24 protein-coding genes are annotated in these 23829 nt (G+C 69.8%); 17 read left to right on the forward strand and 7 right to left on the reverse strand.

Going from position 1 to position 23829, the window contains the following annotated elements:
- The first annotated feature begins 3 nt into the window (after nucleotides 1–3).
- The 6 genes from WB794_RS06590 to rimI all read left to right on the forward strand — a co-directional run bounded on the left by WB794_RS06590 (nucleotide 4) and on the right by rimI (nucleotide 4340).
- Nucleotides 4–801: an MlaE family ABC transporter permease gene (locus WB794_RS06590; RefSeq protein WP_337335053.1), complete on the forward strand. Its 798-nt coding sequence runs from the start codon at nucleotides 4–6 to the stop codon at nucleotides 799–801.
- Between the two features lie 115 nt (nucleotides 802–916).
- On the forward strand, nucleotides 917–1747 hold the full coding sequence (locus WB794_RS06595) for an ABC transporter ATP-binding protein (protein WP_337335054.1): 831 nt from the start codon (nucleotides 917–919) through the stop codon (nucleotides 1745–1747).
- A 34-nt stretch (nucleotides 1748–1781) separates the two neighbouring features.
- Entirely contained in the window at nucleotides 1782–2699 is a 918-nt protein-coding gene (locus WB794_RS06600; RefSeq protein WP_337335055.1) for an MlaD family protein, read from the forward strand.
- The gene (locus tag WB794_RS06605; RefSeq protein ID WP_337335056.1) at nucleotides 2696–3337 is read left to right on the forward strand and encodes an ABC-type transport auxiliary lipoprotein family protein; all 642 of its coding nucleotides are present in this window, start codon (nucleotides 2696–2698) and stop codon (nucleotides 3335–3337) included. Before WB794_RS06600 ends, WB794_RS06605 begins: the two co-directional genes overlap by 4 nt.
- Nucleotides 3338–3345: 8 nt before the next feature.
- Entirely contained in the window at nucleotides 3346–3843 is a 498-nt protein-coding gene (locus WB794_RS06610) for a hypothetical protein (RefSeq protein WP_337335057.1), read from the forward strand.
- Complete coding sequence (gene rimI / locus WB794_RS06615; RefSeq protein WP_337335058.1) at nucleotides 3840–4340, forward strand: ribosomal protein S18-alanine N-acetyltransferase; 501 nt, start codon at nucleotides 3840–3842, stop codon at nucleotides 4338–4340. The genes WB794_RS06610 and rimI overlap by 4 nt, the downstream gene beginning before the upstream one ends.
- Here the strand turns inward: rimI and WB794_RS06620 are convergent.
- Together WB794_RS06620 and WB794_RS06625 are read right to left on the reverse strand one after the other, a co-directional pair.
- Nucleotides 4247–5992, reverse strand: coding sequence for a DUF1565 domain-containing protein (locus tag WB794_RS06620; protein ID WP_337335059.1), 1746 nt, complete (start codon nucleotides 5990–5992; stop codon nucleotides 4247–4249). The genes rimI and WB794_RS06620 overlap by 94 nt on opposite strands.
- Nucleotides 5989–7551 carry a right-handed parallel beta-helix repeat-containing protein gene (locus tag WB794_RS06625; RefSeq protein ID WP_337335060.1) on the reverse strand — a complete coding sequence of 521 codons (1563 nt, stop codon included), beginning with the start codon at nucleotides 7549–7551 and terminating at the stop codon, nucleotides 5989–5991. Before WB794_RS06625 ends, WB794_RS06620 begins: the two co-directional genes overlap by 4 nt.
- 200 nt (nucleotides 7552–7751) lie before the next feature.
- Here WB794_RS06625 and accD point away from each other — a divergent pair, with 200 nt between their 5' ends.
- From accD to WB794_RS06660, 7 genes are all read left to right on the forward strand, one after another.
- Entirely contained in the window at nucleotides 7752–8639 is an 888-nt protein-coding gene (gene accD, locus WB794_RS06630) for an acetyl-CoA carboxylase, carboxyltransferase subunit beta (protein WP_337335061.1), read from the forward strand.
- An 11-nt stretch (nucleotides 8640–8650) separates the two neighbouring features.
- Entirely contained in the window at nucleotides 8651–9994 is a 1344-nt protein-coding gene (gene glmM, locus WB794_RS06635; protein ID WP_337335062.1) for a phosphoglucosamine mutase, read from the forward strand.
- Nucleotides 9995–10104: 110 nt separating this feature from the next.
- Nucleotides 10105–11043 carry an isopenicillin N synthase family dioxygenase gene (locus tag WB794_RS06640; protein WP_337335063.1) on the forward strand — a complete coding sequence of 313 codons (939 nt, stop codon included), beginning with the start codon at nucleotides 10105–10107 and terminating at the stop codon, nucleotides 11041–11043.
- A 92-nt stretch (nucleotides 11044–11135) separates the two neighbouring features.
- On the forward strand, nucleotides 11136–12023 hold the full coding sequence (locus WB794_RS06645) for an alpha/beta fold hydrolase (protein ID WP_337335064.1): 888 nt from the start codon (nucleotides 11136–11138) through the stop codon (nucleotides 12021–12023).
- 10 nt (nucleotides 12024–12033) lie between these two features.
- On the forward strand, nucleotides 12034–12459 hold the full coding sequence (gene arfB / locus WB794_RS06650) for an alternative ribosome rescue aminoacyl-tRNA hydrolase ArfB (protein WP_337335065.1): 426 nt from the start codon (nucleotides 12034–12036) through the stop codon (nucleotides 12457–12459).
- On the forward strand, nucleotides 12456–13052 hold the full coding sequence (locus WB794_RS06655; protein WP_337335066.1) for a 1-acyl-sn-glycerol-3-phosphate acyltransferase: 597 nt from the start codon (nucleotides 12456–12458) through the stop codon (nucleotides 13050–13052). The genes arfB and WB794_RS06655 overlap by 4 nt, the downstream gene beginning before the upstream one ends.
- Nucleotides 13053–13123: 71 nt before the next feature.
- Nucleotides 13124–13795, forward strand: a complete 672-nt coding sequence (locus WB794_RS06660; RefSeq protein ID WP_337335067.1) for a uracil-DNA glycosylase — start codon at nucleotides 13124–13126, stop codon at nucleotides 13793–13795.
- Between the two features lie 51 nt (nucleotides 13796–13846).
- Here WB794_RS06660 and WB794_RS06665 read toward each other — a convergent pair whose 3' ends face one another.
- Complete coding sequence (locus tag WB794_RS06665; RefSeq protein ID WP_337335068.1) at nucleotides 13847–14743, reverse strand: alpha/beta hydrolase family protein; 897 nt, start codon at nucleotides 14741–14743, stop codon at nucleotides 13847–13849.
- A gap of 77 nt (nucleotides 14744–14820) precedes the next feature.
- On the opposite strand from WB794_RS06665, the gene WB794_RS06670 reads away from it, so the two are divergent.
- A complete protein-coding gene (locus WB794_RS06670; RefSeq protein ID WP_337335069.1) occupies nucleotides 14821–15969 on the forward strand; it encodes an acyltransferase family protein in 1149 nt (382 codons plus the stop codon).
- A gap of 13 nt (nucleotides 15970–15982) precedes the next feature.
- On the opposite strand, the gene hemF is transcribed toward WB794_RS06670, so the two are convergent.
- The 4 genes from hemF to dtd form a co-directional block, all read right to left on the reverse strand.
- Nucleotides 15983–16930 carry an oxygen-dependent coproporphyrinogen oxidase gene (gene hemF, locus WB794_RS06675; RefSeq protein WP_337335070.1) on the reverse strand — a complete coding sequence of 316 codons (948 nt, stop codon included), beginning with the start codon at nucleotides 16928–16930 and terminating at the stop codon, nucleotides 15983–15985.
- A complete protein-coding gene (locus WB794_RS06680) occupies nucleotides 16927–17979 on the reverse strand; it encodes a cyclic nucleotide-binding domain-containing protein (protein WP_337335071.1) in 1053 nt (350 codons plus the stop codon). The genes hemF and WB794_RS06680 overlap by 4 nt, the downstream gene beginning before the upstream one ends.
- Nucleotides 17980–18115: 136 nt before the next feature.
- Complete coding sequence (gene rpoD / locus WB794_RS06685; RefSeq protein ID WP_415926655.1) at nucleotides 18116–19990, reverse strand: RNA polymerase sigma factor RpoD; 1875 nt, start codon at nucleotides 19988–19990, stop codon at nucleotides 18116–18118.
- Between the two features lie 162 nt (nucleotides 19991–20152).
- On the reverse strand, nucleotides 20153–20590 hold the full coding sequence (gene dtd, locus WB794_RS06690) for a D-aminoacyl-tRNA deacylase (RefSeq protein ID WP_337335072.1): 438 nt from the start codon (nucleotides 20588–20590) through the stop codon (nucleotides 20153–20155).
- A gap of 252 nt (nucleotides 20591–20842) precedes the next feature.
- Between dtd and WB794_RS06695 the strand changes: the two genes are divergently transcribed.
- From WB794_RS06695 to WB794_RS06705, 3 genes are all read left to right on the forward strand, one after another.
- Nucleotides 20843–21727: an LpxL/LpxP family acyltransferase gene (locus tag WB794_RS06695; RefSeq protein ID WP_337335073.1), complete on the forward strand. Its 885-nt coding sequence runs from the start codon at nucleotides 20843–20845 to the stop codon at nucleotides 21725–21727.
- A 232-nt stretch (nucleotides 21728–21959) separates the two neighbouring features.
- Nucleotides 21960–22256 carry a PH domain-containing protein gene (locus WB794_RS13510; protein WP_415926658.1) on the forward strand — a complete coding sequence of 99 codons (297 nt, stop codon included), beginning with the start codon at nucleotides 21960–21962 and terminating at the stop codon, nucleotides 22254–22256.
- A complete protein-coding gene (locus tag WB794_RS06705; protein ID WP_337335075.1) occupies nucleotides 22246–23814 on the forward strand; it encodes a PH domain-containing protein in 1569 nt (522 codons plus the stop codon). The genes WB794_RS13510 and WB794_RS06705 overlap by 11 nt, the downstream gene beginning before the upstream one ends.
- Nucleotides 23815–23829: the final 15 nt, after the last annotated feature.

Consider the following 23829-nt stretch of genomic DNA (forward strand, 5'->3'; position numbering starts at 1 on the left):
GCCGTGGAAGCGATCTTCGCCGGTCTCGAACGCATCGGCAGGCGCACCGTCACGGTGGTGTCGGAGATCGGCTATGGCACCAGCCTCCTGTTCGAGTCGCTCTGGTTCCTGGTCCTGGGCTGGCGCGTGGGCCAGCCGGTGCGCCCGCGCATGGTGCTGGAGCAGATGCGCCAGATCGGCGTGGACGCCATTCCCATCGTCTGCCTGCTCGCGATGACGGTGGGCGTGATGCTGGGCATCCAGTTCATCGCCGCACTGGCGGAGTTCGGCGCGCAGAGTCAGGTGGTGGTGGCCTCCACCAAGTCGATCGTGCGCGAGTTCGGCGCGCTGATCACCGGCATCGTGGTGGCGGGGCGCAGCGGCTCGGCGCTGGCCGCACGACTGGGTTCGATGGTGGTGTCGCAGGAGGTGGACGCGCTCGCCGTGATCGGGGTGGATCCGGTGCGCTATCTGGTCGCGCCGGCGCTGCTGGCGATGCTGGTGATGCTGCCGGTACTGACGATCCTGGCCGATGCCGTGGCCATCCTCGGCGCCGGCCTGTACTCGATGGGCCCGCTGGATCTGAGCCTGTCCGGCTACCTGGGCCAGACGCTCGAACTCATGACCCCGCGCGACGTGTGGGAAGGGCTTTCCAAGAGCGTGGTGTTCGGCCTGCTGATCGCCCTCATCGGCACCAGCGTGGGTTTCTCGGTCAGCGGCGGTGCCGAAGGCGTCGGCCGCGCCACCACCCGCGCCGTGGTGCTGTCGATCAGCGCCCTGGTGCTGGCCGACATGCTGTTTTCGTTTTTTTTGAATCGGTGAGGGCGGAAATGGGGAAAGGGGAATCGGGAGTGGGCGGGGCTTGCGAGGCGCATCGCGCGTGCAGGGAGCCAGATGCCCCCGCTGTTTGCGCGACTGGGGCCGATGGGCGCGCGCCATGACGATTCCCGACTCCCCACTCCCGATTCCCGCGTCGGCGGAGCCCATCATCGACGTCCGCGGCCTCGACGCCTGGTACGGGCGCCGGCAGGTGCTGCACGGGGTGGATTTTTCCGTGGCGCCGGGCGAGATCCGGGTGGTGATGGGCGGCTCGGGCTCGGGCAAGAGCACGCTCCTGCGGCACCTGATCGGATTGCAGAAGCCGCGCGCCGGTGCGGTGCGGCTGCTCGGCACGGACCTGGCGCGGGCCGGCGCGCGCGAGCTTCTCGCGCTGCGGCGCAGGATCGGCGTCAGCTTCCAGGGTGGCGCGCTGTTCACCTCGATGACGGTGGGCGACAACGTTGCCCTGCCGCTGCGCGAGCACACCCGGCTTGACGAAAACACCATCCGCATCATGAGCCGGCTGAAGCTGGAAGTGGTCAACCTCGGCGGTTTCCAGGATCTCATGCCCAGCCAGCTTTCCGGTGGCATGGTCAAGCGCGCCGCGCTGGCCCGCGCCATCGTGATGGACCCGCGCCTGATGTTCTTCGACGAGCCCTCCGCCGGGCTCGACCCGGTGGTTTCCGCCGAGCTGGACGAACTGATCCTGCAACTGCGCGACGCCATGCGCATGACCATCGTCGTGGTCACCCACGAGCTGGAGTCGGCGTTCAAGATTGCCGATACCATTACCGTGCTCGACCACGGACGCGTACTGATGACCGGAACCATGGCCCAGGTGCGGGCCAGCGACAATGAGCGCATCCAGGACCTGCTCAACCGCCGCCCGCGCGAAGTGGAGGTGGACGTGGATGCCTACCTGCGCCGGCTGACCGAGGAGGAAGCGTGATGAACCCGTACCAGAAGCGTTGGGCGGCGCGGCGATGAGGCGCGATACCGCCAACTACACCTTGATCGGCCTGGCCGTGGTGGTGGCGTTCGCACTGCTGCTGTCCACCCTCATGGCCATCACCGGCAGCCGCGGTGCCAGCACGCGCTACCACGCCCATTTCGACAACGTCACCGGCCTGCGCTTCGGCGCGCCGGTGCTGTACCAGGGATTTCGCATCGGGCAGGTGGCCGACATCGTGCCCGAGCGCGCCGCCGTGCTGCGCTACCGGGTCGAACTGGCGCTGCGCAGCGACTGGCCGATTCCCGAGGACAGCGTGGCCCAGCTCCAGGCCAGCGGGCTCCTGGCCGACGTGCGCATCGCCATCCGCGGCGGCCAGAGCGCCGTGATGCTCGCATCGGGCGCGGAGCTGGCGAGCGAAACCGGGGGCGACGTGTTCGCCGCCATGAACGAGCTGGCCGACGAGCTCACCATCCTGACCCGCGACCGGCTGCGTCCGCTGGCCGAGACCCTGGCAACCCGGGTGGAATCGATTTCCGGCTCCATCGACACCGGCCTGCCGCCGCTGGTGACCGAGACCCAGGCGCTGCTGGCGCGCCTCAACCATGCCGCCGATCAGGTCAACGCCCTGGTCGGGGAGGACAATCGGCAAGCCATCGGCGGCACCCTCGCCGACTTGCGCAGCCTGGCCGCCGATCTGCGCGAGACCCACGCGCAAACCCGCGAACTGGTCACCGGACTCAACGCGGCGCTCGCGGAAAACCGGCCCGACATCCGGCAGGTGGTGACGGATCTGGAGCGCGTCGTGGGGACGCTTGCCCAGCGCATGGATTCGGTGGCGCACCACCTGGATTCCTCCAGCCGCAATTTCGACGAATTCGCCCGCGAGATCCGGCGCAACCCGAACCGCCTGCTGTTCAGCCCCAAGGCCGATGAGGGGGAGGAGAAATGAATCGCTGCATCCCGCTGGTCCTCCTTCTTGCCGCGCTGCTGGCTGGCTGCGCCGGCGTGCCCAGCGCCCCGGAAACCACCTGGTACCGGTTGCCCGAACCGGTGCCGCGCGAGCGCCTGGACGCACCGCTGGTCGAACTGCCGATCGTGGTGGAAACCTTTACCGCCGACGGCCTGTATTCCGATCAGGCGCTGATCTACACGCTCGATGCGCAGGCCGATCGGCTGCGCGCCTACCACTACCAGCTCTGGATCGACCCGCCCGTGCGCCTGCTGCAGCGCCGGCTGGTGGCGGACCTGCGGGCCTCGGGCATCGCGCGGGTGGTTACCGACCGGCTGCCGACGCGGCTGGAGGTGCTGCGCGTGCACGGGCGCATCGCGCGGCTCGACCGGGTACGCACGGACACGGGCTGGGAGGTGGCGGTCAGCCTCGTGCTGCGCGCCGAGCCGCCCGGCGGCGGACGCCCGTGGGTGATCGGCGAGTACCACCGCCAGCTTCCGGCCGCCGGTGACCGGGTGGCCGATTCGGTGCGCGCCTACGGCCAGGCGCTGGATCAGATCCACGGCGAGTTCATCGCCGATCTCGCCGAACGCGCGCGTCGCGCCGCAGCGGGCAATGATGCGGTGCGGATGCGATAGGTGGGCGCATGATGGGCGAGGGAGCGGCGGTGGCAGGCAGCAAGGACGGCAGCCGGTTCGGCGCGCTGCAGCGTGCGCATCTGGAGGCGCTGGGCTTGGTGCCGATGGTCCGGCGCGACGCCGTCCGGCCCGGGGCACCGGTTCCTGCGCCGCGCGCCGGCAGCGAAACCCCGGCTCGCGCAGCCGCGCGTGGTGCCGTCGATCCACCCGCGGAACGCACGATCAGGCTTTGCGTCGCGGGCAGCGGCGCCTGGCCCGCGCCGGGGCCGGATGCGCGGCTGCTGGATGACCTGCTCGCCAGCCTCGGACTCACCGTCGCGCAGGTGCAGTGGGTATCCGGCGGCGCGCCGCCCGAAGGCATTCCGATGCTGGCCTTTGGCGTGGACGCGGCGCGCGGCGCGCTGCGCCTGCCCGCCCTCGCGCGTCTGCGCGACGCGCTGGAAAAGCGCATCGCCTGGCCGCAGCTGCGCCGCTTGCGGCGGCAGCTGCGCGAGGCGGTCCGATGATCGTCGTCCCGTCCTGCGCCACCACCCTGCGGGCGATGCGCACCACCGATCTGGAAACGGTGATGCAGAACGAGCTGGCGGCCTACGAGTTTCCCTGGACCCAGGGCATCTTCCGCGAGTGCCTGCTGGCCGGGCACGGCTGCTGGGTGCTGGAGCGTGATGGCAAGATCATCGGCCACGGTGTGCTGTCGACGGGTGCGGGCGAAGCGCACATCCTCAACGTCTGCATCGCGCCGCGGCATCAGGGTCGCGGCCACGGCCGCCACCTGATCGCGCGCCTCATCGACGCGGCGCGCTGGCACCGGGTGGAGCGGATATTCCTGGAAGTGCGCCCGTCAAACCTCGCCGCCGTGCATTTGTATGAATCCATCGGCTTCAACGAGATCGGCCGCCGTCCCGGCTACTACCCGGCGCACAAGGGGCGCGAGGATGCGGTGGTGATGGCGATGGAGCTGCTCCCCGCTGAAAGCACGCCGGGGCGGCTGATTCCCGGGTAGGGCGGAATCGTCGCAGGCGTTTCCGCCATGAGCGCGACAACGGCGGAATCCGCCGCGCGGGTTCCGCCCTGCGGGGCTGTCGACTCCAGCGCTGCCTGGGACTCGAATCCATCGCCGAAGAGCCGGTCGCTGCCGGGGCTGCGGCTCGCCCAGACCGTGTTTCCATGGGCACCGAGGTTGATGCGCCCGCCGTTGGGCTGGGTTTCCAGCGCGTGGTCGGATGCCGGATCGCCGGCGTCGATGGCCGGGCTGGTCACCGCATCCATGACCCAGCCTGCGGGCGTGAAGCGTCCGGCGGCCGAGCGCAGTCGGTAGTCGCCGCCGCCGGCGTCGGCGAACAGGGGATCGGCCTGGAAGTTGCCTGTGCCCGGCTCCTGCGTGATCGACCAGACGATGGCGAAGCTGCCGCCTGAGAGCGTGGCGAAGTCGCGGCTGTTGCCGCGGAAGATCGCGTTTCGAACCGTGACCTGAGAGCCGTCCTCGACCACCACGGCGGCGCCGTCGGGCACCGTGCCGGGGCAGAGGTGATCGGCCACGGTAATACTCTCGATGTTCACCTGCGACGGCCCGCCCGGCCCGCCGTCGATGTAGATTGCCGCGGCCGAACGGCTGCCGTTCGGGCACAGGTTGTGGTGAAGGAGGTCGTTGCGCATCGTGCCGGTCGCGCCCTCGTCCCAGAACACCCCGGAGCCGGCGGTCGGGGCGTAGTTTCCGGTGATGAGGTTGCCGCGCAGCTCGGCGTCGGTGCCCGCCACCAGTACGCCGCCGCCCCAGCCATAGCCCTGGGTGGCACCGATCGCGTTGCCGCGCACGATGCTGTCGGCCAGCAGCGCGTTGGCTGCGACATAGATTCCGCCGCCGTGGTCGTGGTGCCCGGTGTTGTTCTCCACCAGATTGTGGCGCAGCTCGGCGTGCCGCCCGGACACGTGGATGCCCGCGCCCTTGCCGGCCTGGTTGTCGCGCACGGTGTTGTGTTCGATGCGGATCGAGCCGGTGGCACCGCCCCAATCCTGCGTGTGGGCGTGGATGCCGCCGCCGCGCGAATCGGCGCTGGCGTGCTGGTTGCTGAAGTTGCCGTGGATGAGATTGTGCGAGATGACGATCGCGCCGTTGCCATCGAGCGCGGCGTGGACACCGCCGCCGTGGCCGCTGCCGTCGGCCCAGCTGCTGCCCAGGCCGCGTCCGCGGGTGAGGATGAAGCCATCGAGCACGGTGGTCTGGTTCGAATCCAGATGCAGCTGCACCGCGGGATTGGTGAGGCCGCCGTCGATGCGGGAAGCGTGCTGGTCGGCATCGCGTGCCGAAAAATCGGCGCTGAATCCGCCCAGCAGGGTCAGGTGCGTGCCGCTGGGCGCGCCAAAGCCGCCGAGCGCGACGTTCTCGGAATACGTCCCCGCCGCCACCTGCACGATGTCGCCGGCCTTGGCGCCCGCGATCGCGGCGGAGATCGTCGCCAGCGGCGCGGCGGCCGATCCGCTGCCGCCCGCCGCCGCGCCGGCGCGCACGCAGATCACGGCCGGCTGGGAGGCGAGGAACCCGGTGCAGGCGTGGTGCTGGCCGTTGTCGTGCCCGACCGGACCCGGGCCGGCCGCCGCGCAGGGCAGGGCGACCAGGATCAGCGCGATGGCGGTGGAGCGATGAGCGAAGGTCACGGCGAAAACACCTCGAAGCCATCGGCGAACAGGCCGCCGTCGTACTCGAACGCGCCCGGATCCGGCGCGCCGTCGTCGGGCCGCGGCTGGCCGGCGGCGTGGGCCAGGTACTGCGCATTCACGGTGTGCGCCTGCGCGATCACCTCGGGATGCAGGGCCATGCCTGCGTCCACCGCATCGCTGCTGAACGCGAGTCTGAAGTCCGTGCCCGCCTCGTCGACGAAGCCCGGCGCGTTGGCGGCGTTGGTCAGCACGCTCCCGAGGCCGGAAATCGCGCCCTGTGGCGTGGTGTTGTCGCGCCACGGGGTCAGCGTGGGCGAGGCCCAGTTCGTGCCCAGGTCGAGCAGCCCGTACTGGTGCATCCAGGACAGGTTCGTCGGCACCGCGCCCGGCGTCCAGGCGCGCAGGAACACCAGGTTGTTGCGCGCGTCCACGCGTTCGTCGTTGGTGGAAACGTCGAACAGGATGCTGCGCCAGCGCGTGGACTGGTCGGCGCGCACGACAACGGTGTTGTGGAAAAAATGCAGCGTGCCCTTGCGGTAGCAGGCGAGGGCGGGATCGGCCTGGCCGTTGACGTAGCAGCCGCTGTCGCCGCCGTAGTGCACCAGATTGCCCGGTCCTTCCGGGTCGCTGACGATGAGGTTGCCGTAGACGAAGCTGCGCCGGTATTCGGGCAGCGCCTGCACCATCGGCCAGCTTTCCTGCGCTTCCACCAGATCGATGCTGCGCGCGCCGCCGTCGATGAGGTTGTAGCGCACCACGGTGCCGGTGGAGCGGTCCTTGAGGTTGCCGCCGGACGAGCCGGCGCGCAGCGGGCCGAAGCGGTTGAACTGGATCGTCATGCCCACCGCCTCGGTGTAGAGGTTGTGGTGGCGGTCGTTGGTCACGCTGACGGTGCCGTTGCCGTAAAGCTCGGAGAACTCGATGCGGACGTCGCGCGAGAGCATTTCCTCCGAATCTCCCGAGGCGACGAAAAATCCGTTGCCGTTGCCTTCCAGCACCACGTCGCTCACCACGACGTGCTCGCCGCGCTCGACGAAGATGCCGGCGGCGTTGGCCGAGTAGGTCTGGGTACTGCCGTCGCTGGCGCTGAACGCATACTCGTGGAAGGCGTGGCGGAGGTGCAGGCCCTGGATGCGCAGGTGGCGCGGCTTGAAGCCCCAGGCATCGCCCGTGCCCCAGCTCACGTGGATCAGGCCGCGCGGCTCGGTGGCCACGACGCGGTAGCCCATCGTCGCGCGCGTGGTGGCGTTTTCGCCATCGAGCACCGGCCGCTCGCCGCCCGGCCCGCGCGCGCCGCACACCGTGATGGGCTGGGCGGCCGTGCCCTGGCGACGCAGCAGGATCTTTTCGCGGTAGGGCGTCGCGCGCCAGTGGATGCGCACGGTGTCGCCGGCGTTGAGCGCCTCCCACGGCACCGCGCCGATGCTGGCGTAAGCCTGTCCCGGACCGACCTCGAAGAGCGTGCCCGCGCCGGTGTGGGTGCAGTCGGGAATCCGCGCCGCCCCGCAGGGAGAGGCGATGATCAGGGCCAGTGCGAACAGGCGGCGGAGGGTCATCGGCAAGCGTTCCGTGAAAGGGTCGGACGGACAGCCGGCGTTCCGCGCCGCGCCCGATATCGCAACCACGCGAAAACGCGCCGATGGAGGCCACGGCGCGCGGGTGCCTGGTTCGGCAATTCACCGCAGCCGCAGCGCATCATGCGCCCGGCGCCGGGCTGGCACTACACTAGCCACTTTGTTCGCGACGACACCGACCGATGAGTTGGCTCCAGAAACTGATGCCCGCGCGCATCCGCACCGAAGGCACGAAGAAGACCGGCTCGGTGCCGGAAGGGCTGTGGGAGAAGTGCGACAGCTGCGCCGCCGTGCTCTACAAGCCGGAGCTGGAGCGCAACCTGTACGTCTGTCCCAAGTGCGGCCACCACATGGCGATCACCGCGCGCGACCGGCTCGAGGCCCTGTTCGACCCGGATACCGCGCAGGAGCTGGACGCCGGGCTGGAACCGGTGGACGTGCTGCGCTTCCGCGACTCCAAGCGCTATGTGGACCGCATCCGCGCGGCGCAGAAGCAAAGCGGCGAGCGCGACGCGCTGGTGTCCATGCATGGCCAGCTCAAGGGCCGACCGCTCGTGGCCTGTGCCTTCGAGTTCCGCTACATGGGCGGATCGATGGGCTCGGTGGTGGGCGAGAAGTTCACCCGCGCGGCCGAACACGCGCTCGCGCACCGCAGCCCGCTGGTGTGCTTTTCCGCCACGGGCGGTGCGCGCATGCAGGAGGGCCTGTTCTCGCTGATGCAGATGGCCAAGACCTCCGCCGCGCTGGCGCGCCTGCGCGAAGCGGGCCTGCCCTATGTCTCGTTCCTGACCCATCCGACCACGGGCGGCGTTTCGGCCAGCCTCGGCATGCTGGGCGACCTCAACCTGGCCGAACCGCGCGCCCTGATCGGCTTCGCCGGCCCGCGCGTGATCGAACAAACCGTGCGCGAAACCCTGCCGCAGGGCTTCCAGCGCAGCGAATTCCTGCTCGAACACGGTGCCATCGACGCCATTGTCGACCGGCGCGAGTCGCGCGACACCCTGGCTTCGCTGCTGGCGCTGTTGATGCGCCAGCCGGCACCCCCGCCGACACCCGCAGCGGCGTCCTGAGGCGCGCCGCGATGGGAGAGCGCCGCCATTTCGGTACCGACGGCATTCGCGGTCGCGTCGGTGAGGGGATCATTTCGGCCGATTTCGTGCTCAAGCTCGGATGGGCCGCCGGCCGCGCCCTGTCGCGCGACGGGCGCCGGCCGGTGGTGGTGATCGGCAAGGACACGCGGATTTCCGGCTACATGTTCGAATCGGCGCTGCAGGCGGGCCTGGTGGCGGCCGGTGCCGACGTGCGGCTGCTCGGGCCGATGCCGACGCCCGGCGTGGCCTACCTCACCCACTCGCTGCGCGCCGACGCCGGCATCGTCATCAGTGCTTCGCACAACCCGCACCACGACAACGGCATCAAGTTCTTTTCCGAGCGCGGCGAAAAGCTCGACGATGCCACCGAGCTTGCGATCGAAGCCGAGCTGGACGCGCCGTTTTCCACCGTGCCCTCGGAAACCCTCGGCAAGGCGCTGCGCATTGCCGACGCCGCCACGCGCTATGCCGAGTTCTGCAAGTCCACGGTGCCGCTGGATTTCACCCTGGAAGGCTGGCATCTGGCGCTGGACTGCGCGCACGGGGCCAACTACCAGATCGGCCCGCGCGTGTTCACCGAACTGGGCGCGCGGGTCGACGCCATCGGGATCGCGCCCGACGGGCTCAACATCAATCGCGGCGTCGGTTCCACCCATCCCGAAGCCCTCGCCGCGCGGGTGCGCGAGAGCGGTGCCACGCTCGGTATCGCGTTCGATGGCGACGGCGACCGGGTGACCTTCACCGACAGCGCCGGGCGGGTGGTGGACGGCGACGCGCTGATCCACATCCTGGCCTGCGACTGGCAGCAGAGCGGCCGCCTGCGCGGGCCGGTGGCCGGCACGTTGATGACCAATTTCGCGCTCGAACAGGTGCTGGCCGGGCGCGGCATCGGCTTCGTGCGCACCCGCGTGGGCGACCGTCACGTGCACCGCGCGCTGGTCGAGCAGGGCGGCGTGCTGGGCGGCGAAGCCTCCGGCCACATCCTCTGCCTCGATCGCGCCAGCACGGGCGATGCCATCGTCAGCGCGCTGCAGGTGCTGGAAGTGCTGTCGCGGCGCGGGCTGTCGCTGGAAGAAGCCCTGGCCGACTACCGGCCGCTGCCGCAGCGCACCGTCAATCTGCGCCTGGCCGGTGACGCGCGCCGGATCGTCGATTCGGACGGCGTGCGCGCCGCGCTGGACGTCGCCGAACGCGCCGTGGCCGGGCGCGGGCGCGCCTTCCTGCGCCCGTCCGGCACCGAGCCCGTCATCCGCGTGACGGTCGAAGCCGATGACGTCGCGCTGATGGACGAGGTCCTCGATGCCCTCGCCGCGGCCGTGGCGGCAGCTGCCTGAGAACCGTCGTGGCCCGGCATGACCGGGTCCGCAGTCCGGTCGCCGCGTCGGCCCGATGATGCCAAACAGTCTATGCTTGCCGCCTTTCCACCACCGCCCAGGCTTGCGCCATGACGACCCGCATTCCCACCCTCGACATCCGTCGATTCGATACCGAACGCGATGCCTTCGTCGCCGAACTGGGGGCGGCGTACCGCGAGTGGGGCTTTGCCGGCATCCGCCATCACGGCATCCCGCAGGCGCTGATCGATTCGGCCTACGCGGCCTTTCGCGCCTTCTTCGCGCTGCCCGATGCGGTCAAGCGCAGCTACCACGTCCCCGGCGGCGGCGGCGCGCGCGGCTACACTCCCTTCGGCGTGGAAACGGCCAAGGGCTCCAGCCACTACGACCTCAAGGAGTTCTGGCACGTCGGCCGCGAGCTGGCGGCCGACAGCCGCTACCGCGCGGTGATGGCCGACAACCTCTGGCCGGCCGAAGTGCCGGGATTCAAGGAGCACGCACTGGCGCTCTACCGCGCGCTCGATGACCTCGGATCGCGCGTCCTGTCGGCGCTGGCCCTGCACATCGGCCTGCCGCAGGACTGGTTCGCCGACAAGACCGATGCGGGAAACTCGATCCTGCGGCCGATCCACTACCCGCCAATCACCGCCGACGACATTCCCAACGTGCGCGCCGGTGCGCACGAGGACATCAACCTGATCACGCTGCTGGTCGGGGCCAGCGCGGAAGGGCTGCAGGTGCTTTCCCGCAAGGGCGAATGGGTGCCGTTCACCGCGGATGCCGACACGATCGTGGTCAATATCGGCGACATGCTGCAGCGGCTCACCAACCACGTCTATCCGTCCACCACCCACCGCGTGGTCAATCCGCCGGGCGCGTCGGCGCGTGCGCCGCGCTATTCGGTGCCCTTCTTCCTGCACCCCAATCCGGACTTCCTGATCGACGTGCTGCCTTCCTGCATCAGCGCCGACAGCCCCAGTCGCTATCCCGAGCCGATCACGGCGCAGGGCTACCTGGAAGAGCGGCTGCGCGAGATCAAGCTGATCTGAAGGCGGCGCGGCGGAGCCCGGGCCGCGCCTCCGGTTGTCGCCAGCGCCCGGCGCACCTAGAGTGTCCGGCCTGTCGACGCGACCCGATCTCCATGCACTACCCCGACTATCCGTTCACGCCAAAGCGTTTCGAGCTGCGCCCCGGCATCGCGATGAGCTATCTCGACGAAGGCCCGCGCGATGGCGAGGTGGTGCTGATGCTGCACGGCAACCCGTCGTGGAGCTACTACTGGCGCAAGCTGGTGGGCGCGCTGTCCGACCGCTGGCGCTGCATCGTGCCCGACCACGTCGGCATGGGGCTGTCGGACAAGCCGGATGACGCGGCCTACGCCTACACGCTCCAGTCGCGCATCGACGACGTGGCCAGCCTGCTCGAACACCTGGGCATCACCGGCAGGGTGACGCTGGCGGTGCACGACTGGGGCGGCATGATCGGCTTCGGCTGGGCCTTGCGCGATGCGGATCGCGTCGCGCGCATGGTCATCCTCAACACTGCGGCCTTTCCCCTGCCGGCGGAAAAGCCGATGCCCTGGCAGCTCCGGCTGGGGCGCGATTCGCGCCTGGGCGCGCTGGCGATCCGCGGCCTCAACGCGTTTTCCAGCGCCGCCTCGTTCGTGGGTGTGGAGCAGCGTATGCCCTCGGAAGTGCGCGCGGCCTACGTTGCGCCCTACGACTCCTGGGCGCACCGCATCGCCACCCTGCGCTTCGTGCAGGACATCCCGCTCGGCCCGGAAGATCGTGCCTGGCGCATCGTCGAGGAGTCCGGGCGTCGCCTCGGCGAGTTCGCCGACCGTCCGGCGCTGCTGGTCTGGGGGCTGTGCGATTTCGTCTTCGACGCGCATTTCCTGCGCGGCTTCGAGCAGCGTTTGCCGAATGCGGAAAGCCTGATTTTCGACGACGCCGGCCACTACGTGCTGGAAGACAAGGCCGCGGTCATCGTGCCGCGCGTGCGCGATTTCCTCGAGCGCCACCCGCTCTGACCGCCGGCCGATGCTGACGATTGCGCCCGGTCTGTTCATTCCCGAAGAGGAGCTGATCGAGCGCTTCGTGCGCGCTTCCGGCCCGGGCGGGCAGAACGTGAACAAGGTGTCCACCGCGGTGGAGCTGCGCTTCGACGCCGGTGCCTCGCCCTCGCTGCCCGAGGCCGTGCGCGAGCGCCTCCTCGCCCGCCGCGACCGACGCATCGGTGCCGACGGCGTGATCGTGATCAATGCGCAGCGCTTCCGCAGCCAGGACCGCAACCGCGAGGACGCGCGCGCCCGCCTTGCCGCGCTGATCGACGCGGCGCGCGTGCCGCCCAGGCCGCGCATTGCGACCAAACCCACGCGCGCTTCCAAGGAACGGCGCATCGAGGCCAAGAAGGGGCGCGGCGACATCAAGCGCGGGCGCAGCGCGCGCTGGAATCCCGAAGGATGAGCACCGGACCGGTGGTGCCCGCGCTTCCCGCCAGCGCGCCGCGCCAGGGCAACGCGCTGGCGCGCGCCTTCGGGCGCACGATCCTGCGCCTGGGCGGATGGCGCATCGAGGGCGAGTTTCCCGATCTTGCGCGCTTCGTCATCATCGTCGCGCCGCACTCCTCGGCCTGGGACGCGGTGTGGGGCATCGCCGGGATGCTGGCGATGGGGGTGCGCATCACCTTCCTGGCCAAGGCCGAAGCCTTCCGCGGCCCACTGGGCTGGCTGCTGTCGCGGATCGGCGGCGTGCCGGTGGATCGGGACAAGGCGCACGGCGCGGTGGAACAGGCGGCTGCCCGGCTTCGCGGCGAAGGTCCGACCTGGTTCCTGCTTGCGCCCGAAGGCACCCGCCGGCGGGTGGAGCGCTGGAAGTCCGGCTTCTGGCACATCGCGCGCAGCGCGCAGGTGCCGGTGATGCTGGCCGCCTTCCACTACCCGGAAAAGACCATGATTCTCGGCCCGCTGGTGACGCCCGGCCCGGATGCCGATGCCGACATGGCGCGGGTGCGCGAGTGGTACCGCCCCTTCATCGGCAAGCGCCGCGGCACGGTGTAGCGCCCTGCGGATTTGGGGGTCTGCGCCGCGCAGCGCGACACTGTGGGCTTCTTGGCTTTCGGAGGTTCGCGATGGATACCGCCTGGGCCCGCCGCATGCTGGGCAGGCTCGAACCCTGGTTCGAGACGCTGCAGGGCTTTCACGACCGCGCCAACGCGCACGCGCTCTACGATCCGGCCACGCCGGAAGGGCGCATCCGCTTTTCCAACCTGCAGGTCTTCCTGCGCCAGCTCCTGCCGTGGCGGCCCACGGTGCTGCTGGTGGGCGAGGCGCCGGGCTACCGCGGCGCGTGGCGCACCGGGGTCAACTTCTGCGCCGAAAGCAACATGATGGGGCCGAAGGATCGCTTCGGCCTGTTTGGCGGCGCGGAGGCCGGCTACCGGCTCATCGCCGAGGGCCAGCGCCTGCGCAGCGAGGCCAGCGCCACCGTGGTGCAGCGCGTTTTCCAGGAGCTGCCCGAACCGGTGCTGGTATGGCCGGCGCTGCCGCTGCACCCGCACCGACCCGGCGTGGACGAATCCAACCGCACGCCGACGCCGGCCGAGCTCAGGCGCGACGGCCTGCCCCAGCTCGAACAGCTCATCGGCATCTTCGGTCCCGCGCACATCGCCGCCGTGGGCAATATCGGCCACGCCACGCTCGCCGGGCTGGGCATCGAGGCGACGAAGATCCGCCACCCCGCGCACGGCGGCGGACCGGCGTTCCGCGACGGGCTGCTGGCGCTGATGAACGACCGGCACTGACGAAGCCGCGTCAGGCGCGCCGCGGCGCGGCGGGACGGTTCCCGTGCGCGATCAGTCCAGCCGCCGCTGGAGGGGGCAGAGGAACTGCCAGGTGTCCGGGAAATGCCACGGGAAAACGAGGTGGCCTTCCGGGAAGCTGCCGTAGCTCAGGGTGTCGCCGGCGTTCCAGCCGGCGGCGAGGAAGGCGTCGCGGTCGGCCTGCACGGCCGGGTAGTAGTAGTCCTGCGTGCCCACGCGCAGATCGACCGGGATTTTTCGCGCGGCCTGCGCAAGCAGGGCCGGGCAGTTGGCCGGAGGCTGGCACGCCCACTGCTGCAGCACGCCCGCGCTGATGCCGTAGCCGGCGAAGGTGCGGATGTCCGGTACGCCGCTGCGCTGGCGCAGCGCCAGGTCGTGCATCACGTGGCCGCCGGCCGAATAGCCCCAGCCGTGAATGCGGCTGGCGTCGATGTTGTAGTGGGCCGCGACGTCGTCGAGGATCGCCTGGAACATCGGGTAGTCGAGCGCCGGATACCAGCTGCCCTGCGAACCGGACGCCACCGGCGCGGCGACGAGGAAGCCGCCGGCCTGCGCCTGCGCCGACCATTGATCGCGCAGCCACTGCGCCGCGGCGGGCGCGGTGCCCGCGCCGCCGGCCCCGTGCAGCACCAGCAGCAGCGGCGCGGGGGCGGCGAAGGGATAGCCGGTCGGCACATAGAGGTAGTAGTCGCGCGGCTGGCCGAACACCGCGACGCTGCGCGTCTGCGCGCCCGGATAGGCCCCACCGCTGCCGTACGAGGGTTCACGGTGGAACGCATCGCCGCTCTCGAATCCGTCGAAGAACAGCGGCGGCGCGCCCTGTCCGCAGACCCAACCGGGCAGGCGGGCGGTGGAAAGCGCGCCGGCGGGCGCGGCGGCGGCCAGCATCGATGCGGCTGCGATGAAGCGAACGATGAGCGCCTTCAGCATCCGCGTACTCTCCAGCACGCAATCACGGCAGGCAAGCGGTGCGGGGAAACACACGGACCGCCGGTATCATCGCGCCGATGAATCGTCCCGCCTCGCCCCGAATGCCGCCCTATGCCGACGCGCTCACCGGGCTGCGCGGCATGGCGGCGCTGTGGGTGCTGGTGTTCCATCTCTGGCAGCGCACGGGCGCGCCGGCGCTGGCGCTCGGGCCGCTCGATTTCACCCCGCTGGCGGCGCACGGCTATCTGGGCGTGGATCTTTTCTTCGTGCTGTCGGGCTATCTCATCGGCGGGCCGTGGGTGGCCGCGCGGCTGGGCGGGGCGAAGGTCGCATTCGGCACGTTCTGGCGGCGGCGCGTCCTGCGCGTCTTTCCAGCCTACTGGGCGCAGTGGATCGTGCTGGCGTTGCTCGCCGCGCTCGGCCCCGGCGGCTTTCCGATGGGTGCCGGTGAAGCCCTGCTCAGCGTCACCCTGACCGCGAACCTGATCAACAACGCCACGGCGCTCAACCCGGTGTGGTGGTCGCTGCCGGTGGAATGGGATTTCTACCTTGTCGCGCCGCTGGTGGCGCTGGCCTTCGCCGCGCGGCGCGCGCTGCCGCGCGGACTCGTGCTGCTCGTGCTGGCCTGCGTCGGATTCCGGGTGCTGGTCTGGTGGATGGTGTTTGATCAGGGGGTCGAGTGGCTCACGCTCTACCGCTGGGTGATCCAACTGCCGGGGCGTCTGGACCAGTTCGCGCTGGGCATGCTGGTGGCGCACGCGTTGATGCTCGGCCGCAGCGGTTCCGACCGCTGCCTGCTGCTGGCGGGAGTCGCGGTGACCCTGGTGCTGGTGTGGCTGCTTCCGCGCGCGGGCTATGTGGTCGATGGGGCGCTGGCACCCTGGCTGTTTCTCCAGTTCACCCTGTTCGGCTGCGCCTTCGCCGCCCTCGTCGGTGCCGCGGCCATATCGCGCGCGATGCCGGTGCGCGCGCTGCTGGCGAACCGGCCGATGGTCTTTCTTGGCACCATCAGCTACAGCCTCTACCTGTGGCATTACCCGGTGCTCGACGGGCTGGCGCGCTACGCGAAGGCGAGGGGGGCCGACACGGCGAGCTGGTGCTGGGCGGCGCTGGCGGTGATCGCGAGCGTGGCGGTTTCGGCGCTGTCCTACGCGCTGACCGAGCGCCCCTTCCTGCGGCACCGGCGCGAAAAGATGCGGCCCGACGCCCCGCGCGCTGCGCCCTGAACCAGACAGCCGATCAGCCGGCGGGAAGTTCGGCCAGCCAGTCGCGCGGGCGCAGGTAGTCGGCCAGGCGCGCCTCGGGGCTGCCCGGTTCGGGCGCATAGCCGTATTCGAAGCGCACCTGCGGCGGCAGGCTCATCAGGATGGATTCGGTGCGCCCGCCCGACTGCAGGCCGAACAGGGTGCCGCGGTCCCAGACCAGGTTGAACTCGACGTAGCGCCCGCGCCGGTAGAGCTGGAAGTCGCGCTCGCGTGCGCCGTACGGCATGTCGCGGCGGCGCTCGACCAAGGGCAGGTAGGCTTCGAGGAAGGCGTCGCCCACGGCGCGCGCGTAGTCGAAGCTGCGCGCAAAGCCCCAGGCGTTGAGGTCGTCGAAGAACAGCCCGCCGACGCCGCGCGCCTCGTTGCGGTGCTTCAAAAAGAAGTAGCGGTCGCACCAGGCCTTGTGTTCGACATACACCGTCTCGCCGAAGGGCGAGCAGGCGCGCCGCGCGACCTCGTGCCAGTGGCGGATGTCGGCATCCACGGGATAGTACGGGGTGAGGTCGAAGCCGCCACCGAACCACCAGGCCGGAGCCGAACCCGGTGGACGCGCCTCGAAGTAGCGCACGTTCATGTGGGTAGTGGGCACATACGGGTTTTTCGGATGCAGCACCATCGAGACGCCGCAGGCGCGCCAGGGCGCGCCCGCCAGTTCGGGCCGGTGCGCGCTGGCCGAGGCCGGCAGCGCCGCGCCGTGCACCTCGGAGAAGTTCACGCCGCCCTGCTCGAACACCGCACCATGCTTGATCACGCGCGAGCGACCGCCGCCGCCGTCTTCACGCTGCCAGGTGTCTTCGGTGAACGCGGCACCGCCATCGGCGGCCTCCAGCGCCGCGCAAAGGCGATCCTGCAGCGCAGACAGCCAGGCGAGGACCGCCGCCGCATCGGGCGGCGCGTCGGGTGCCGCGGCAGGCGTGCTCATGCGCCCTGCTTCTCCTGCTGGCGCAGCATGCCCAGCAGGCCGCCCTGAAGCGCGTACACGTCGAAACCCAGGCGGGTGAGGATGAAGGCCGCTGCCGCACTGCGCTCGCCGGTGTTGCAGTAGACAATGAGTTTGTCGTCGCGACCGAAGCGGTCGACCGCATCTTCGCGCAGCCGGTACAGCGGCAGGTTGATCGCATCGCGGATGGCGCGCTGCTCGAACTCGGCCGGCAGGCGCACGTCGATCACGGTGGCACCGGTGCGCGCCAGGAGCGATGCCTGTGCGGGGTTGACCCATTCCACCACCGGCGGCTTGAGCACGTCCTCGAAGGTGCGGCGCGACAGGCGCATGAGCCGACCGTCCTGCATCATCCTCACGGTGGCGTTGCGGGTGGTGTTGGCGAGCAGAGCGTCCTCGCCGAAGCAGTCCCCGCGCACCAGGTAGGCGACCACCGATTCGCTGTCGTCCAGGTGCTTGAGCACCGAAGCGGCACCTTCCTTGATGACGTAGAAATAGTCGCCCGGGTCGCCCTCTCGCACGATCACGTCATCGGCGCGCACCGCGATTTCCTCGAAACCCTGGAACATGCGCTCGATGTTGCCGGTGGGCATCTTGCGGAAGGCGCGGCTTTGCAGCAGCCGGAATACCCAGCGGTTGGCGTCTGCACCGCCGTCCGCCTCGCTGGCGGTGCGCGCGATCTGGTCCCAGGCGATGACCTTCTCCAGGTAGCGCCGATCGAAGCGCGCGATGCGCGCCGAGGGCGAGCTCACCGTGGCGGTGAATCGCCTGGGCTGGGAATCCCCGAGCGAGTAGCGCCCCTGCAGCGCCCCGGCCTCGAACTGGCGGGTCTTGCCGTCCGGGTACTCGGCGCTCACCGCGCCGTCGAGCAGGTACAGGGTGTCGTCGTCCATGTCGCCGGCGCGGAACAGCACCTCGCCGCGCGCATAGTCGGAAAACGCGGCTTCGCCGGCCAGCTGATCGCGCGTTTCGGGACGCAGCGCATCGAGCGGATAGAGCCGTGCGAGCGCATCGGTCATCGTGGTGTTCATCCGGTAGCCCCTGAAGTCCTGACAAGAGTGTAGCGGGCCGGCCGCTCCGGGAAAACGCGCCGCGACAAACGCGAAAGCGGCCCGACGGCCGCTTTCGCTGGATCATGCCTGCGCCGCCCGACGGCGCGCGGCTCATTCATTCGATGTCGAGGAAGGAGCGCAGCTGTTCGGAGCGGGACGGGTGGCGCAGCTTTCGCAGCGCCTTGGCCTCTATCTGGCGGATGCGCTCGCGGGTCACGTCGAACTGCTTGCCGACCTCTTCCAGGGTGTGGTCGGTATTCATGTCGATGCCAAAGCGCATGCGCAGCACCTTGGCCTCGCGCGGGGTGAGCCCGGCGAGCACGTCGCGCACCGTTTCAGACAGCCCGGTGACGGTGGCCTGCTCGACCGGGGACTCGACGTTGATGTCCTCGATGAAATCACCCAGGTGGGAATCCTCGTCGTCGCCGATCGGGGTTTCCATCGAGATCGGCTCCTTGGCGATCTTCATCACCTTGCGGATCTTGTCCTCGGGCATTTCCATTTCCTTGGCCAGCTCCTCCGGCGTCGGCTCGCGGCCGTACTGCTGGAGCATCTGGCGGGAAATGCGGTTGAGCTTGTTGATCGTCTCGATCATGTGCACCGGGATGCGGATGGTGCGCGCCTGGTCGGCGATCGAGCGGGTGATGGCCTGGCGAATCCACCAGGTGGCGTAGGTGGAGAACTTGTAGCCGCGGCGGTATTCGAACTTGTCCACGGCCTTCATCAGGCCGATGTTTCCTTCCTGAATCAAATCCAGGAATTGCAGGCCGCGGTTGGTGTACTTCTTGGCGATGGAGATGACCAGGCGCAGGTTGGCCTCGACCATTTCCTTCTTGGCCTTGCGCGCCTTGGCCTCGCCATAGGCCATCGCGCGGTTGATGTCCTTGATGTCGGGCAGCGAGAGGAACAGCGCCACTTCGATGGCGGCGAGCTTCTCCTGCTCGATCATGATGTCGTCGCGGTGCTCGCGCAGGCCCGAGGACCACTTCTGCTTGCGGCGGATCATGTCGTCCGCCCAGCCGGTGTTGGTTTCGTTGCCCGGAAAGGCGCGCAGGAAGTCGCGGCGCGGCATCTTCGCCAGGCGCGTGCAGATATCCATGATCACCCGCTCGTGATTGCGGACGGCGTTCACCACCTCGCGCAGCTTGCGCACCAGCCCGTCGATCTGGATGGCCGGCAGCTTCAGGCGCAGGAACTCGGCGGCCATTTCCTCGCGCAGTGCGATCACCTTGCGATCGGCCGGACCGGCCTTGTCGTAGGCGCGGCGGAATTTCTCGTAGCCGACCTTGAGCGCTTCCATGCGGCGCGCGACCTCGGCCGGATCAGGTCCGGTCTCCGGCGCGCTGTCCTCGTCCTCGTCGTTGGACGACGCGTCATCGGCGCTCTCGTCCTCTTCCGCGTCCGCGTCGGGACTTTCCTCGGCCGCGGGGGCGGGGGCGGCGGGTGCGGGCTCGGGCTCTTCCTGATCGGCAAAACCCTGGACCACCTCGGACAGGCGCTTCTTGCCCTCGACGTGCAGGTCATACTCTTCCAGCAGCAGCTGGATCGACCACGGGAAGCTCGCCAGCGCCGCCTGGACCTGGCCCAGGCCCTCCTCGATGCGCTTGGCGATGGCGATTTCGCCTTCGCGGGTGAGCAGTTCCACCGTACCCATCTCGCGCATGTACATGCGTACCGGATCGGTGGTGCGACCGGCCTCGGCGTCCAGCGCCGAGAGCGCCGCCACCGCCTCTTCCGCCGCGGTGTCGTCATCGGTCGAGCCGGGAGGAGCGGCATCGGAAAGCAGCAGCGACTCGGCATCCGGCGCAACCTCGTGCACCTCGATGCCCATGTCGTTGATCATGCCGATGATGTCTTCGATCTGCTCCGGATCGACGATGTCGTCGGGCAGATGGTCGTTGACCTCCGCATACGTCAGGTAGCCCTGCTCGCGCCCTTTGGCGATGAGCTTCTTGATCTCCGACTGCGGGTCTTGATTGTCGATCAACATGGGTAACCTGAATGGGGTTTTGTCAAGGGGAAAGAACGCGACAGTATAGCGATTTGGGCCACTTCCGGCCAGAAGATGGCTGAACCGCCCCGCACGCGGAGGCGTGACCGGCCCTGCAAAATCTCGTTCTGCGCGGTGCGAGCGGTGGCCGGCGAGGTGCGATCACGCCTGCAACCAGAACGTGACCGGGCCGTCGTTGATCAGACTGACCACCATATGCGCCCCGAATTCCCCGGTTTCAACCGTGCCGTGGCGCGCCCGGCATTCCGCCACGAGGCGATCGAAGCCCCGGCGCCCGTCTTCGGGCGAGGCCGCCGAGGTAAAGCCCGGGCGCATGCCCTTGCGGGTATCGGCGGCCAGGGTGAACTGGCTGACCAGCAGCAGCCCGCCGGCGACATCGGTGAGGGAACGGTTCATGCGGCCGGCCGCGTCGGCAAAGACCCGATACCCGAGCAGGCGCTCGCACATCCTCGCCACCTGCGCCTCACCGTCCCCCGGCTCGACCGCCACCAGTGCGAGCAGCCCGGGACCGATCGCCCCCACGGTGCGCTCATCGACGCGAACGCTGGCTTGGGTAACGCGCTGGATGAGGGCGATCATGGGATGGGGCCGGGAATTGGGAATGGTCAAGAGCCGGGTCGGGCTGCGGCCTCGGGAAATGGTAGAGCATCCCCGAGGAGCATCTGAACAAGCCGTCATCACCAGCGAAGGCCGGGATCCATGTTGCTGTTTCAGGATGGATTCCAGCATGTGCTGGAATGACGGTGGAGACTTGTTCGGATGTTCCCCCGATGACCGCCGGCCCGGCTTTGCTCTTACCATTCCCAATTCCCGGCTCCATCCCCTCCAGAAATGCCCGCCCACCTGCTCCACGCCGCCCTGTGGCTGATTGGCTGCCTGCCCTACCGCGCCCTGCACGTGCTGGGCGGGGTTCTGGGTGTGCTGGTGCGCGGCCTGCGGCCGCGCGAGGCGCGGGTGGCGTGGCGCAGCATCGCGCTGTGTTTTCCCGCGCAGGACGAAGCTGCACGCTGGGCGCTGTGGCGCGCCAACATGGCCGAAACCGGCCGGACGCTGCTCGAAACCGCGCGCTTCTGGACGCGCCCTGCGGCACGCAACCTGATGCTGGTGCGCCAGGTGGAAGGGCGCGAACTGTTCGACGCGGCGCGTGCGGCCGGGCGGGGCGTCATCATCGCCGCGCCGCACCTGGGCAACTGGGAGCTGCTCAACCAGTGGCTGGCGGCACAGTCGGAATTGGCGATCCTCTATCGCCCGCCGCGCCAGCCCTGGGCCGATGCGCTGATCCGGCGGCTGCGCGCGCAGCCGGGCGTCACGCAGGTGCGTGCCGAAGCGTCCGGGGTGCGAACCTTGTTCAAGCATCTGAAGGATGGCGGCATGGTGGGCATCCTTCCCGACCAGCAACCCAAGCGCGGTGACGGCGAGTTCGCGTCGTTCTTCGGCATTCCCGCCCTGACCATGAGTCTTCTGCCGCGCTTGGCCCACAAGACCGGCGCGACGGTGCTGATGGCCTTCGCCGAGCGCCTGCCGGGCGCGCAGGGTTTCCGTATCCGCCTGCTCGCCGCACCCGAGGCCATCGGCGACGCCGATACGGTGCGCGGCACCACGGCGCTCAATGCCGCGGTGGAAGCCTGCGTTGCGCTTGCGCCGACGCAGTATCAGTGGAGCTACAAGCGTTTCACCATTCGCCCTGAAGGGACCGATCCGATCCGCTATGACTGACCTGACCACGGAAGCGCGCATCGTCCCGCCCTCGCTGTCCGCCGGGTGGCAGTTCGAGCACCTCGATCCGCGCGCGCGCTGGGGCATGCGGCTGCGCGCGCTCGTCGTCGCGCTGTTCGCGCTCGGCGTGCTCTGGATCCTGGTGGTCGTGCTGTTCGGCGTGGCGTTGGACATGGCCTGGCCGGCGGCGGTGGCCGGTGCCGGCGTGCCGGCGACGCTGCTGGTCGCGCCGATTCTTGCGTTCTTCCACGCCAGCGCGCGCTGGCGCCGCACCCGCTATGCGCTGACGCCGCAGGGCCTGCGCATCCAGCGCGGGGTATGGTGGCGCAGCGACACCGTGGTGCCGCGCTCGCGCGTGCAGCACACCGATCTGCACCGCGGCCCGCTGGATCGTGCGCTCGGCCTGGCCGGGCTGCGCGTCTACACCGCCGGCAGCGAACTGGGACGGGTGGCGCTGAACGGCCTGGCGGTCGAGCGCGCCGAGGCCCTGCGCGATGCGCTGATCCGAGTGGATGAGGATGTCGCCTGATCCGGTGCAATCGCCGCCCGACTCCGCGACGGTGCGCGACACCCGGCGCCTGGGCGCGGGCGCGCAGCGCCGGCTGCATCCGCTTTCCTGGCTGTTCGTGCTGCTGATCCAGCTCAGGGGATTCGCGCTGCCGCTGATCGTGCTGGTGGTGTTCGGACGCAACGAGGACGCCTGGCAGTGGTGGGGCCTGGTGGCGGTGGCGGTGATGACGCTGGTGGCGGTGGCGCAGTACTTCACCTACCGCTTCCGCATCGACGCCGACGAACTGGTCATCCGCTCCGGCCTGCTTCAGCGCAACGAGCGGCACGTGCCGCTGGCGCGCATCCAGTCGGTGGCCTTGCATCGCAACCTGCTGCACCGGCTTGCCGGCGTTGCCGAGGTGCGGCTGGAATCGGCCGTGGGCGGGAGCGAGCCGGAAGCGCAGATGCGGGTGCTGTCGATGGCCGACGCCACGGCGCTGGAGCGGCTGGTGGAACACCATCGCGGCGCGGCGCGATTTTCCCCGGCCACGCACGCGAACGATGACGCCCCGAAGCGGGCACAGGGTGCCGAGGTGGGCTCGCACATCCTGCTGCAGCTTGCGCCGGTCGAGCTGGTGAAGCTTGGCCTCGCGTCCAACCGCGGCACCGTGCTGCTGGCGGCCGGCGCGGGTGCGCTGATGCAATTTGGCGGCGAACGGCTGTGGCAGCGCTTTGGCGCGTGGCCGGCCGAGGCGATCGAGTGGCTCTCGGCACAGGGACTGCATCCGGGCGGGTGGGCAGCGCTGGTGCTGGTCGCCCTGCTGGTCGCGAACGTGGTCGGCAAGGCGCTGGCGATCGCGCTGGCCCTGCTGCGCGACTTCGGCTTCACCCTGGAGCAGGCCGGGCCGCGCCTGTCGGTGGAGCGCGGCCTGCTGACGCGGATGCGCGCCAGCGCACCGCTGCACCGCATCCAGCACTGGACTCTTCGCCAGGGCGTGATCCTTCGCCTGTTTGTCCGCAGCAGCCTCAGGGTCGAAACCGCCGCGCTGCGGGCCGGCAACGAGGAGCAGAGCCTTTCCGACCTGGTTCCGATCGCCCCGCCGGATGCGCTCGATGCGCTGCTGCGCGGCTGGCTGCCCGACTGGCCCGCGGCGATTGCATTCCGCCCGCTGCACCCGCGCGCCTGGCGCCGCATCGCGCTGCCGCCGTGCGTGCTGACGCTGATCGTCTGTGCCGTGCTGCTGTATCCGGTCGGCACCCCGGCCTTGCTGGTGCTGGCGCTGACTCCCTGCTGGATCTGGCTGGCGCGCCGGCAGGCGGCAGCGGCCGGGTATGCCATCACCGAGGGCTACGTAGCCTGGCGCAGCGGCTGGCTGGACCGGCGCCTCTCGTTCGCGCGGATCGAGAAGGTGCAGGCCGTGCGGTGGGTCCAGTCGCCGTTCGATCGTCGCCACGGTATGGCGGGGGTGCGGGTGGATACGGCAGGTGCCCATCCGATGGGGCACCGGCTGCATCTCGTGTACCTGCCCGAAGCCGAGGCGCGCGCGGCGTTCCAGCGGCTTTGCGTGCGGCTGGCGAGGACACCCTGGCAGTGGTGAGCGGCGGTGTCTCGC

Origin of the sequence: Denitratimonas tolerans (genome assembly GCF_037203605.1) — a bacterium.
Taxonomy (GTDB): domain Bacteria; phylum Pseudomonadota; class Gammaproteobacteria; order Xanthomonadales; family Xanthomonadaceae; genus Denitratimonas; species Denitratimonas tolerans.